This is a genomic window from Arthrobacter sp. 2RAF6, from assembly GCF_052115205.1.
Classification (GTDB): domain Bacteria; phylum Actinomycetota; class Actinomycetes; order Actinomycetales; family Micrococcaceae; genus Arthrobacter.
In genome coordinates this window covers 93,518-105,927 of sequence record NZ_JBFRGF010000009.1, presented here as the reverse complement: position 1 = coordinate 105,927, position 12,410 = coordinate 93,518, and the positions used below count along the sequence as shown (strand labels likewise).

General features: G+C 57.2%; 10 protein-coding genes. 9 read left to right on the top strand and 1 reads right to left on the bottom strand.

Features of this window, described 5'->3' with window-relative positions:
• Positions 1–130 precede the first annotated feature (130 nt).
• Complete coding sequence (locus tag AB4Z38_RS09285) at positions 131–1,369, top strand: IS30 family transposase (RefSeq protein WP_441429456.1); 1,239 nt, start codon at positions 131–133, stop codon at positions 1,367–1,369.
• 914 nt (positions 1,370–2,283) lie between these two features.
• Here the strand turns inward: AB4Z38_RS09285 and AB4Z38_RS09280 are convergent.
• A complete protein-coding gene (locus AB4Z38_RS09280; RefSeq protein ID WP_441429435.1) occupies positions 2,284–3,507 on the bottom strand; it encodes a cytochrome P450 in 1,224 nt (407 codons plus the stop codon).
• A gap of 189 nt (positions 3,508–3,696) precedes the next feature.
• Between AB4Z38_RS09280 and AB4Z38_RS09275 the strand changes: the two genes are divergently transcribed.
• The 8 genes from AB4Z38_RS09275 (at position 3,697) to AB4Z38_RS09240 (ending at position 11,477) form a co-directional block, all read left to right on the top strand.
• The gene (locus AB4Z38_RS09275; RefSeq protein WP_441429434.1) at positions 3,697–4,017 is read left to right on the top strand and encodes a 2Fe-2S iron-sulfur cluster-binding protein; all 321 of its coding nucleotides are present in this window, start codon (positions 3,697–3,699) and stop codon (positions 4,015–4,017) included.
• Positions 3,983–5,293, top strand: a complete 1,311-nt coding sequence (locus AB4Z38_RS09270; protein WP_441429433.1) for an NAD(P)/FAD-dependent oxidoreductase — start codon at positions 3,983–3,985, stop codon at positions 5,291–5,293. The genes AB4Z38_RS09275 and AB4Z38_RS09270 overlap by 35 nt, the downstream gene beginning before the upstream one ends.
• Positions 5,294–5,392: 99 nt before the next feature.
• Entirely contained in the window at positions 5,393–6,529 is a 1,137-nt protein-coding gene (locus AB4Z38_RS09265) for a thiolase family protein (RefSeq protein ID WP_441429432.1), read from the top strand.
• Between the two features lie 31 nt (positions 6,530–6,560).
• Positions 6,561–6,947, top strand: a complete 387-nt coding sequence (locus tag AB4Z38_RS09260; RefSeq protein WP_441429455.1) for a Zn-ribbon domain-containing OB-fold protein — start codon at positions 6,561–6,563, stop codon at positions 6,945–6,947.
• The gene (locus AB4Z38_RS09255; protein WP_441429431.1) at positions 6,947–7,744 is read left to right on the top strand and encodes an enoyl-CoA hydratase/isomerase family protein; all 798 of its coding nucleotides are present in this window, start codon (positions 6,947–6,949) and stop codon (positions 7,742–7,744) included. The genes AB4Z38_RS09260 and AB4Z38_RS09255 overlap by 1 nt, the downstream gene beginning before the upstream one ends.
• A 64-nt stretch (positions 7,745–7,808) precedes the next feature.
• Positions 7,809–9,191, top strand: a complete 1,383-nt coding sequence (locus tag AB4Z38_RS09250) for an NAD-dependent succinate-semialdehyde dehydrogenase (protein WP_441429430.1) — start codon at positions 7,809–7,811, stop codon at positions 9,189–9,191.
• Between the two features lie 439 nt (positions 9,192–9,630).
• Positions 9,631–10,464, top strand: a complete 834-nt coding sequence (locus AB4Z38_RS09245) for an SDR family NAD(P)-dependent oxidoreductase (protein ID WP_441429429.1) — start codon at positions 9,631–9,633, stop codon at positions 10,462–10,464.
• A 47-nt stretch (positions 10,465–10,511) separates the two neighbouring features.
• Entirely contained in the window at positions 10,512–11,477 is a 966-nt protein-coding gene (locus AB4Z38_RS09240; RefSeq protein WP_441429428.1) for an aldo/keto reductase, read from the top strand.
• Positions 11,478–12,410: the final 933 nt, after the last annotated feature.

Genomic DNA, 12,410 nt, shown 5'->3' with positions numbered 1-12,410 from the left:
GAACCATTCCACCTGCCACAACTGGGTCAAGGCCGCCGGTCTGGTCTCGGTCGGTACGCGAGGCCCGTCGGCGAAGCAGCTTCACTACCTGCGCCTGCGCCAGGAAGGAGCCGGCCGGAGGGACGCCGCCATGGCTGTCGGCGCCAGCAAACCGAGTTCCTACAACTGGGACCGGCAACAGGCTGCAAAGGACACGGCCGCCACCCAAGGCCAGGCCGCGGATCTGCCGTATACACAGAAGGTGAGAACTACATTCGCGGAACCTCCGGCCCCTACAGCGGCGCCGGAGCTGACGGCAGCGGCGGTGCCGGAGCTGCCAGTCTCAGTGGCGGAGCCGGTACCCGCACCGGTGGCGTTGGAAGCTCTGGAGCAGCCCATCAGCGCCCGCTACCTTTCCCTGCAGGAGCGGGAGAGGATCGCGGATCTGCTCTCCCACGGGACTTCCATGCGGGAGATCGGCAGGGCCCTGGGCCGGTCCGTGGGCACCATCAGCCGGGAGATCAAGCGCAACAGCCACCCGGTGCTGGGTTACCGGCCTTACGGTGCTCACCGGGCCGCCACTGCGGCCCGGGCACGGCCGAAGGACAGTAAGCTGGCAGAACCCGGGGAACTGCACGACTACGTGAAGACCAAGCTCCTCACCCGTTGGTCCCCGGAACAGATTTCGAAGCTGCTGATCAAGGAATTTCCCGATGACGAGCAGATGCGCGTGAGTACCGAAACGATCTACCAGGCCCTCTACTTCCAGGCCAGAGGCGGACTCAAACGCGAGGTCAAAGAGGCCCTGCGCAGCGGCCGGACACGCCGCAAGCAGCACAGGAACCCCGAGGAACGCACAAGCCGGTTCCGTGACCCGATGATCAACATTTCCGAACGCCCCGCCGAGGTCGAAGACCGCGCCGTCCCGGGCCATTGGGAGGGCGACTTGGTGACCGGAGCCTACAACCAGTCGGCGATCGCAACGCTGGTCGAACGCACCACACGCTACGTGATGTTGGTGCACCTGCCGGTGGATCACACCGCCGAATCGGTCCGCGACGGGCTGATCAAAACCATGTCCACCCTCCCGGCGCACCTGCGGGGATCCCTGACCTGGGACCAAGGCGCCGAAATGGCCAAACACAAGGCGATCAGCATCGCCACCGACATGGACGTCTACTTCTGCGACCCCGCCAGTCCCTGGCAACGGGGATCCAACGAGAACACAAACGGGCTGCTGCGCCAATATTTCCCGAAAGGCACCGACCTGAACGCCTACGGGCCAGAGGACCTGGAACACGTCGCCCAGGAACTCAACGCACGACCACGCAAGACACTGGACTGGGACACCCCAGCCGAGCGTCTACGTGATTTACTGATAGCCAGCTAAGCAAGGGCGTTGCAACGACCCCTAGAATTCAAGCAGCGGGCACATTCACTGGCCGCCGGTGGGCAGAAACTGATGGCCATTGACAGTCGCGACGCCAGGGCATCGGGAACGGTTCTTGCACGGCCCCGTCGAGGCGAGGCACGCGGATCGCTCCCATGACGACTGGGAACATGGCCGAGCCGCCAGACGCGGGCCCTCACCTTCGCAGCATTATGGGTTTTTGTTTTTAGTCCGCCACGGGAGCGACTGCTCGCATGGTCCGGAGGTTCAGCTAGCAGCTTGTAATTCGGGAGTTCCCCCGTGGCGCGGGGAAGGGTCATCCCGCGCTCGTGGGCTCCGTTGATGGGCGAGTCCACCGAAACTGTCCCGTAGGTCTGCCCTGTGGCGTCCACTTCGGCCAGAAGCCCTGGCATGGCTCGGTCTCAGGTCCCGTCGGAGGCGAAACGGCGGTGCGCTTCTACAAGGGTATGCCGGAGACCGAGCTCTGCTAGCAGGTCCCGCCATGGATCCCGCTGCGGTATCGGACTGATGCTTTCAACAACCGGCCGATGCCACGGAACGGGCGGCACCGCCGCCCGTTCGAAGTCGGCAGCAGAGGTTCGATCCGGGACTACTGATCATCACTTAAGAAATCAGATGCGATTTCGGACTTCATCGAAGACTTCCAACTGCCCGGTGTGCCGATACCGGTGTGCCGATCCTCGTAAACGCGGACATTCCACCTTTCGGATAGCATCGACAACGCGACGACTTGGAATCCTGTTTATCGCGCCTGTCGGTTGCAGTAACGAGGTGTGCGTTCCCTGATGCTGCAACAAACTCGTGGGCGAGGCAACAGCAAATGGAAACCTCGGAGACCTGGATCTTCAGGCTGGAGGGCCTGCAGGGCCATATGTTGACCCTGCAGGACATGCTCATCCGACCTTGACGGGAAGCGCAAACAATTGATTGATCCAGGTGCTGTGCCCCCGGCGGGGAGTACCGTCGAGTTCCAGTTTTACTGAGCGCTTGTGGAGCTCTTCCAGCAATATTCGCACTTCAAGTTTGGCGAGGCTGTTGCCGATGCACCGGTGTGCTCCGCTTCCGAATGCGAGGGTTTTTGTCTCAGGTCGCCGGGGATTGAACACATGAGGATTCGTGTACACCGCGGGGTCGCGGTTGGCTGCTACGAAGTAGAGCTGGATGACATCACCTTTGCGGATTTGTTGACCAAGAAACTCGACGTCCTCCGTTGCTACACGCGCCATGTTCATGGCGGGAGTGATGAACCTCAAGAACTCGTCGACCACCCGCATAGTTTCACCGGCCTCGACATCCCGCCACGTCTGTTCGGCGATCGCGGGGTCTTCTAGGATCATACGCATTGATTGTCCAATCAGGGTATGCGTGGTTTCGTACCCCGCGACCATGAGAAGGCTCACGTAGTACTGGTATTCCTCCTGCGAAATCTCGCCACGTTCAACGTATTGGGCGAGAACGGTGACCATATCATCTTCGGGAACGCGCAGTTTTTGCTGCTGCAACTCCCGAATGTAGGGAAAGATCTCATCTGTCGACTGTTGGAGCATAACTGCGCCCGAATCTGGGAAAGCTGAGGCGTGGAAGATCGCATCTGTCCATCGCACTATGTCACCCCGTCGCTCGAAAGGCACACCCAAGACGCGCGCCACGACTCGTGAGGGAATTAGCTTTGCCACGTGCTCCACGTAGTCAAACTTGCCCGAGGGGAGGGTATCGTCGAGCACTTCTGCGACGATCTCGCGGATCCAGCCGTCGAAATTTGCCACAACTCGCGGCCCAAATGATGCGGCGGCCGCTCGGCGAACGCGGCCGTGCTTGGGCGGATCCATGAACATCAGATTGTCGCCGAACTCGTTGTTTGGACCACTACCCATTAAGGGAAACCCGGGGCCTTCACAGGAACTGAAAAGGTCAGGACGCTTCTCAAACTCCAGAATGTCCTCGAACCGTGTCACAGCCCAGAAACCGCCATTGGGAGTTCCGAACTCGGCCCGTTGCCAGTAGAGCGCAGGCATGCGCCGAATAGCGTCGAAGGCTTCGTGGGGCACTTCCTCACTAAACGTCTCAGGCCTGCTTAGATCGGGCAAGGTCTCGGCAGATGTCGCTGCTGGGGTCATTAGTATCCTCCTTGATACGGCCAAACGACGGGATTTCCTCACTTTAGGGTTACCTTCGAAGACTGTCAACCAACAAGTTATATAAGAGATCCCGTTGCTTCCCGATGGCCGGGCTGTCTATAATCAAATGGTTGGTTGAATTTTTCATCGCGACGCCAATGAGCGTCCGATGGCAACGAGGAGGTTGCTTTGACAGAGATTGTGTATGTCCATCAATCAGGACAGCGCCAGCATGTACAAGCGGACGAGTCTGAAACCGTGATGCATGCTGCCGTGAGTAACTTCGTTGACGGCATTGTGGGCGAATGCGGGGGGGATCTCTCTTGCGCCACATGTCACGTCTTCGTCGACGAGGGCTGGGCCGGAAAGGTTGGGACTCCAAGTCCGGACGAGGAGGCAATGCTGGAGGCCGTGGCAGTTGCACCGACGCAGTTCAGTCGTTTGTCATGTCAGCTCAAGTGCAACGCCAATCTGAATGGCCTCATTGTGCACGTGCCAGAAGCGCAGTAGTCCGGTGGTAACCGAAGCGCCGCGGGTGGCGTCAACAGATCACGTCGTGATCGTCGGAGCGGGTCAGGCTGGCGGCGATGCAGCTGCGGCCGTGCGTATGGCAGGGCATCAAGGGCCAATCACCATGATCGGGGACGAACCTCTTCTTCCCTATAGTCGACCCCCACTTTCGAAAGCATTCCTATTGGGTCAGGTGGACGAGGGGGGTCTTATTCTCCGGACAGCCGAGTCCTATCGCGATCACGAAATTGAAATACTTACGGAGGCTCGCGCAATTAGCGTCAACAGCGCAGACTGTCATGTCGTTCTCGAGGACGGAACTACTGTTCCTTATGACAAGCTGATTCTTGCGACTGGGGGGCGACCTCGTTCGCTCCCAAATCCTGAGTTATCAGGTGCGAGGAACGTTTTTACACTCCGTTCCGCCCGAGACGCGTCGCTCATTCGGCAACACCTGCGCCAGGCGAGGCGCATGGTAGTTATTGGCGGAGGATACATCGGCCTTGAGATGGCCTCTGTGGCACGCTCCCTAGGGGTCGACGTAACGCTCCTTGAAGCCAACCCCAGGCTGCTCTCTCGCGTAACGTCTCCCGTAGTTTCGGACTTCTTTCGTCAGCTCCACCAGGACGAAGGCGTTGAGATACGGTTCAACGCTCGTATTGACAAGTTTGAAACCGACGACGCTGGAAACTTTGTGTCGTTGTACCTGATTGATGGCACGAAGATCGAGGCGGACTTCCTTATAGCAGGGATAGGCCTTGTTCCCAACACGGAACTTGCATTGGGTGCAGGGCTGAAGGTGGACAACGGCATCCTCGTAAACGAGTACCTGCAGACCTCCAACCCTGATATTTACGCAATAGGCGACGTGGCCCGGTACCCAGACCAGCAACACGGCGGGCTCAGCCGGCTGGAGTCCGTTCCAAATGCTTCCGCCCAGGCGAGGAGGGTCGCGGCCAACTTGACGGGGGACTGCCTCCCATTCAACAGCGTTCCATGGTTTTGGTCGGACCAGTTCGATGTGAAACTGCAGGTCGTCGGACTGTCTCGAGGCTACGACGAACTCGTAGTCCGGCACGACCCCTCCAGGGCTCGTGCCATCACCGTCTTTTACCTGAAGTGCGGGGTAGTTATCTCGGCGGATATCGCAAATAGTCCAAAGGACTTCGCTTTCGCTAAGAAGCTAGTAGCAGCAGGTGCAGTAGTCGACTCCGCTCTCCTGGCGAACGCCGCAATTCCATTGCGGGACCTGGTCCCACTACCTGCATCGATATAGGCGAACCTGCCCGAAACCGTTTGTCGAACGTTAGCACTAAATATCAAACAACCATATGGTTGAAGTGGGGGACGCCGAGTTTCATGGAAGTAGAGAAATATGAATGACCTACGAGAAGTTGCCATTGTTGGGGTTGGACAAACTGATTTTGGCGCTCTCTATGCCAAGAAAGATGCCCAGCGCGACCAGTACGCATTAGGGGCCGAGGCCCTCCGGCTGGCCATAGCCGACTCAGGTCTGGCGAAGAGTGAAATCGACGGTCTTCTAACCGCAAGGATTCAGTACGAACACGGTGGCCACGTACTCGGATTAGGAAATGTCCGTGTAATCAACGGCCTTGAAGGCTCTGGCCGAATGAGCGGAGTAGCCATACAACAGGCCGCTGCCCTGATTGCCACTGGCCAGGCTGACGTTGTCGCGTGCGTCTATGGCAACAACGGAAGGTCGGTGCAAATGAAGTATGGCGGAGGTTACACGGCAAGTCCGACTTCTGTGTACGACTCCCTATATGGAATGACCTCTCCTGGCGCGTACGTCTCAATGATGTATCAACGCTACCGCCACTTGTACGGGGTTCCTGATGGTGCTCTGGCCCCCCTTGCCATTAACAACCGTCAAAATGCGGCCTTGAACCCAGTTGCTGTGATGCGCGAGCAGATAACGGCCAAGCAGTACCTCGCCTCCCGCTTCATTGCCGAACCACTCAGACTCTATGACTACTGCATCATCAATGACGGCGGCGTTGCCATCATATTGACCACCATCGACCGGGCGAAAGACCTGCCGCATCGTCCAGTCAGGATTGCCGGGACGGCGTCTGCAGCGGATGTAAGCAATTACTACACGAGCTCCAGCTTTTTCTACGACGCCTCTCAAAGAGTTGCGAAAGATCTCTACACCCAAACTGGTTTGACGCCAAAAGACGTCGACGTTACCCAGATCTACGACAATTTCACGCCGACCATCTTGTTCAGCTTGGAAGGTTTTAATTATGCCCCGCAAGGGCAAGCCTGGGAGTGGGCGAGCCTTGACAGGATAGGGCGGGATGGAGCGAGCCCCATTAATACCGCCGGAGGCCACACCGGAGAGAGCTACATGCAGGGTTGGGCGCATCATGTCGAAGCCGTCGTTCAATTGCGAGGCGAAGCAGGCGAACGACAAGTACGCGACGCAAACGTTGCCCAATACATTTGCGCATCCCCAATCACTACGTCACACATTTTGATAGGAGAGTGAGACTGTGCCCACACGGGAACAACTCGAAAAGATGCTGCCAGCGATCACGGACTTGAACCGCGGATTTTGGGAAGGAACAGTAAGAGGAGAATTCCGGCTTCAGTACGGACCTTCCGGTGTTCCCCGCTATCCCGAGTCGCCAATTGATCCAGTGACCCTGGACCCCGATTTCAGTTGGCGGGCCTCCACAGGACGAGGAACATTGTGGTCATGGATCATCATGCATCAGAAGTACTTCCCCGCATTCTCTGAGGACGTCCCCTACATTGTCGCGTTGGTGAAACTGGATGATGGACCGATGGTCATGAGCACCATTGTTGATGCACCAGAAGACCTCATCTGCGATCAACAGGTCGAGGTAGTCTTTGAGCCGCTCAACGACGACTATGCCTTGCCAAAATTCAGGGTGGCCTCCTAATGACCGGATTCTCGGAAAATGGTGACCTGATTCTTCTCGCGCATCGAGACAATGGGGTGTCATGGGTCACGTTGAATAGGCCGAACAAGCGCAATGCCATGAACTTGGCGGCCAGAACTCGTTTGATCGAAGTTTTGGATGAATGCCGGCAGTCGAAAGTCATTGTTTTGACTGGAAACGGACCGGCATTCTGTGCCGGAGTTGACCTCACGGAAGGTGCGTCCGGAAATGCGGGTAATGCTGAACTGGACAGCAGAAGCACTTGGTCCGGAGTTCAGAATGAACTGCGAAATCACCCTTCTGTAGTTATCGCCGCGGTCAATGGATTCGCACTTGGTGGAGGTTCCACGTTGATTAACGTTGCAGATCTGGCGGTGGCTGCGGATGAAGCGCAGATTGGTATGCCGGAGATGGGATTCGGGCTATATCCGACTCTCGCTGGTCCGGCCGCACAGCTACGTATCAGTCGTAAGCGCGCTGCCTGGCTCATCCTTACGGCTCAGAGAATCAATGGAACCACCGCAGCCGACTGGGGAATGGTCAATGCTTCCGTGCCCTTATCGGACCTAGCGATAACAGTCCAGGAACTGGCGGACAGAGTTGCTGGCTTTGATAGGGCGGCACTCAAATGGTCAAAACGTGCTCTGTGGACCATCCCTGACGAGGTGTCTCAGTGGGATTCGGCACTCGAGTATGGGGAACGCATCAGTAAGCAGATTCAATCCGAAAGCGACGCTTTCAGTGCGGGGTTGGCAGGCTTCCGGTCCGGACAGCGGAGCCAAGGCCAAGGTGTCTGAGAATTCCCTTGCACACCCTTGCCCGCAACGATTCAGCGCAGCAACAAAGACACAGAGGAATGCTATGTATACGACAAAAAACCCAGCTACCGGGGAAGTGCATGCGACATACAATACGTTGACGCCGGAAGAGCTGGAGGACGCCGTCACACGGTCAACAGCTGCTTTTTCCTCCTGGAGGGATACACCAGTGGATGAACGGGTCTCCGTGCTCAGCCGCGCGGCTGAACTAGCCCGCGAGCGCGCTGAGGAACTTGCCCAGATCGCGACGTTGGAGATGGGTAAGCCTATTCAGCAGGCAAGGACTGAAGTCACACGACTCTTCCAAAATATTCTTGACTACTACGCAGCCAACGCATCGGAGTTTTTGAAGGACCAGCCGCTGTTTCCTTCCAGTGGTGACATTGCGGTGGTGAAGACGGTGCCAATAGGTCCGGTTCTAGGCATCATGCCTTGGAACTTCCCCTACTATCAGGTCGTTCGGTTTGCAGCGCCCAACCTCTTGTTGGGCAACACCGTCCTGATCAAGCACGCAGCCAACTGTCCTCAATCAGCACTTGCCCTAGAAAAGCTTTTCCATGACGCCGGTTTGCCTGATGATGCATATATTAATCTCTTCGCCAAGCATGCGGATCTTGAGTCTGTAATCGCGGACCCTCGCGTACAAGGTGTCTCCCTCACGGGCTCCGAAAAAGCGGGAGCCGCGGTTGGTGCACTGGCCGGCAGTTACCTGAAAAAGGTCGTCCTTGAGCTGGGCGGGTCCGATCCCTTTATTGTTCTCGATGATCACGACCTTGACAGGGTTGTGCGACAGGCGGTGACAGCTCGGATCGGAAACGGGGGTCAAGCCTGTGTGGCGGCTAAGCGGTTCATCATTATGGCTGACACGTACGAGGCGTTTACTACCAAGTTCGTACATGCAATGTCCGCCATCGTCCCCGGCGATCCAACATCCGAGGGCACCCTCCTTGGGCCGATGGTTTCAGTGCAGGCGCGCCAGGAGATTCAAGGGATCGTCGATGAGGCTGTTGCGGCCGGCGCGACCGTGCTGGCCGGCGGTGACGCGCACGATTTTTCAGGAGCATTCATGCCACCTGTCGTCCTTACGGACGTGAAACCTGGCATGCGTGCTTGGAATGAAGAAATCTTTGGGCCTGTGGCCGTCCTCCATCGAGTCAACGATGTCGACGAGGCCGTTACCCTCGCCAACGATACGATCTACGGTCTGGCAGGTTCGGTCTGGAGCGGCGACCACGAACTGGCAGAGAAAGTGGCCCTAAGGCTCGAGGTTGGCATGGTTGGGATAAACGCCACTGCTGGCACCGAGCCAGAACTCCCGTTCGGGGGAGTGAAGGCCTCCGGATTTGGCCGCGAACTAGGAGAGTTTGGTCTGAACGAGTTTGCCAACAAAAAACTCGTTCGCACAGCACGAGGCCAACTCAACTAGGTGGACCTGGCTGGACGCAGACCGCGATTTGTCCCCGGGCTGCGGCGGAGAAGGCACCGAGGGGGCCAGCCGGGCCTTACTCCATCCGAAATGTCTCGGAGACAAATGCAAAAACTTCCTGCCCCAGTTTACGTCATAGCACTCGTAGGGTTTCTTTCAGCCTTCGGCATCGGCGCACTGCGAAGTGAGCGGCACTGTATTGGATCATGTTCGATCTCGCTGCGATCTTCCGGCCAATCATCAGTGGAGTCATTGGGGAGGGAATCGGTCCTGGTGCTCCATTGGTCCTTGCAGGAGTGATAGTGACGGCGGCTTCCTACTTCGCGCTTCGCGCATGGAGAGTCGACGCAGAATCAGAGGCGCACTAATTCGGCTTGCCCCACAGGTCTAACCGCATCATTCAGATCAATTCGAGCAGTCCTGGAAAAGGAGAAAAGTTATGGGTAAGACATGGTTTGTGACTGGAGCATCAAGGGGATTCGGCCGGGTATTCGTAGAGGCGGCCCTCGAACGAGGTGATCGTGTCGCGGCGGCCGCCCGTAATATCGAGACGCTTTCTGATCTCTTGGAGCGCTACGGCGACGCAATCCTCCCTCTCGCACTTGATGTCACGAGCGAGTCACAGGTCAAGAGTGCCGTTCGTTCCGCACACGAATCATTTGGTCGATTGGACATCGTGATCAACAACGCTGGCTACGGCCTATTCGGAACTGCCGAGGAAGTTTCATTGCAGCAGGTCCGAGACCAGATGGAGACCAACTTCTTCGGCGCGGTCTCTGTCACGAATGAAGTTATACCCATTCTTCGTCAACAAGGATCTGGTCATATCGTACAGATCTCATCCATTGGAGGCGTGACAACATTCCCAACACTAAGCGCCTACCACGCCTCTAAGTGGGCGCTGGAGGGCTATTCGGACAGTATTTCACAAGAGCTGGCTGGCTTTGGGATTAACGTCACTATCGTCGAGCCTGGCGGATTTGATACTGATTGGGCAGGCTCTTCCGCGACATTTGTTGAGCAGATGCCGGAGTATGCAGGGGTTCGTACAGCCCTCTCACAGGTTTTCGCCAAGCCTTCGCCGAAGCCCCTCGGATTTGGCAGCGCAATTCTTGCGGTTGTAGATGCGGAACACCCTCCCCTGAGGGTCTTTTTTGGAGAAGCGCCTCTCCGACTCCTGCCGGACGTGTACAAGGGGCGACTCGATACCTGGGAGTCGTGGTCGTCAGTCGCACGCCTGGCTGAAGGAAAATACGGTCCGCGTGAAAATTAGGTGCAACAGCACAGCAATCAATCACGTCCACAACACAGTAGGGAAAAATGAAACAGCGCATATTGGGCCAGCAAGGCCTGGCTACCTCTGCCTTGGGCTATGGTTCAATGGGAATCTCTCTGGCCTATGGATCTTCAAACGAACAGGGCGGCATCAAGGCTATTCGACGGGCCCACGAGCTGGGCGTAACGTTATTCGATACCGCCGAGCTTTATGGCTGGGGTGAGAATGAGCGGATTGTGGGCAGGGCAGTCGCTCCATTCCGTGATGAAGTAACCCTCGCCACTAAATTCGGCTACAACCCCGATTGGTCCCTAAACAGCAATCCGGATCACATCCGTGAAGTTGTCGATAAAAGCCTGAAGTATCTGGACACAGGGCATATCGACGTTCTCTATCAGCACCGCGTAGATCCTGCTGTTCCCATAGAGGAGGTGGCAGGTGCGGTCAAGGACCTGATTGACGCTGGCAAAGTGAAATACTTTGGACTTAGCGAGGCGGGCGAGAAAAATATTCGCGCCGCCCATGAGATCCAACCCGTATCGGTACTCCAGACGGAATATTCCCTCTTTGAACGGGACGCCGAACAACTCTTTCCAGTCCTGTCGGAACTTGGCATTGGATTCGTACCATACTCGCCGCTCGGCCGCGGTTTCCTTACTGGCACTGCCCAGCCGGCTAGCCACTACGACGCCCAGACGGATATGCGGGCATTCGACCCGCGCTGGCAACCAGGAAACTTTGAGAAGAACGTGGAAGCAACGCGCCAGTTATCTGAATTTGCGCAAACTCGAGGGGCTACCGTGGCGCAGTTAGCCCTCGCGTGGTTACTTGCTCAAGGCGAACACATTGTCCCGATTCCCGGGTCCCGTGACCCTCGAAGAGTGGAGGAAAATATCCACGCCGTCAACGTTGATTTGACGCGGAGTGATCTGGACCGCATCGCAGGAATCTTGCCTAGCGGCGGCTTTGGAGCCCGATACCGAGCGGAAATGCTGCCCAGCTGGGTCTAGCCAATTGACGTTGGGATTGATGATCAACGGCGGCGATATTGGGGACCCTGTGTCCGCTTTAGCTGTGGGAATGAGGTCATCAGTCTGGATTCGTCCAGGGTGATGACCTCCTGTGATTAATGACGTGCTACCGCCGGTTAATGACGCACCGCCGCCACCGAACTGCGGAAACCTGTTATTCTCGGCGCTTCTTAATCTCGACGGAATCGGGAATGGTCGTCCCGGTCAACCCCGGTTGCTCAAACCAAAGGTCATGACATGGCAACGGCAGGCTTGATCGTGTCATATTTTGCAGTTTGGCATACTTAAGTCGGTCGGCGCCGTCGTCTACGATCGATTTGGGTACAAGGGCGGCGCACTTACAATGCCCATGGCGCACGCTCTCGAATTCGGGGGACGTGCCTGGCGTTCGGAATCCCAGGCATTATGGCCGTCATTCTCCCTGCGTGGCTCTGGCACTCAAGTTGTACTTCGTCATCACTCCTCTGTCCGTCAATCTGGCTGTCAGTAAAGCCCAGTTTGCTCCCATCGATAGGGTCATCATGACTCTTTGCAGGAGCGCCCTGTACGGAAGCTTTTAGCCTCGGTATCGTCGGCGGCATCTCCATGGCGTTGTTCGGCTTGTCGATCGCCCAGACACTCGGGGGGAATCGCACCCGCAGTTCCAGAAGTTGCCTCGGCCTACTGAGTCAGACCCGACATAACAGGTATTCCCGGCGTGCTGGAGACGTTTCCCAGCACGCCGGGCTCGGATCGCAACGCCGGCGTCTTCACGTTTGGTGTGCAGCATGCGTTTCTGCATTTTGTCCCCGCCGCAAGCCGCAGACCAATTGGCGCCGGCCCGATGGCGGTGGAGAAGGAGTAACCTCGTGCAGGGAAGCCATTCCGCGGGGGAGTAGTCCAATTTTCGCGATCTGCCTCGAGTTAGTGCCA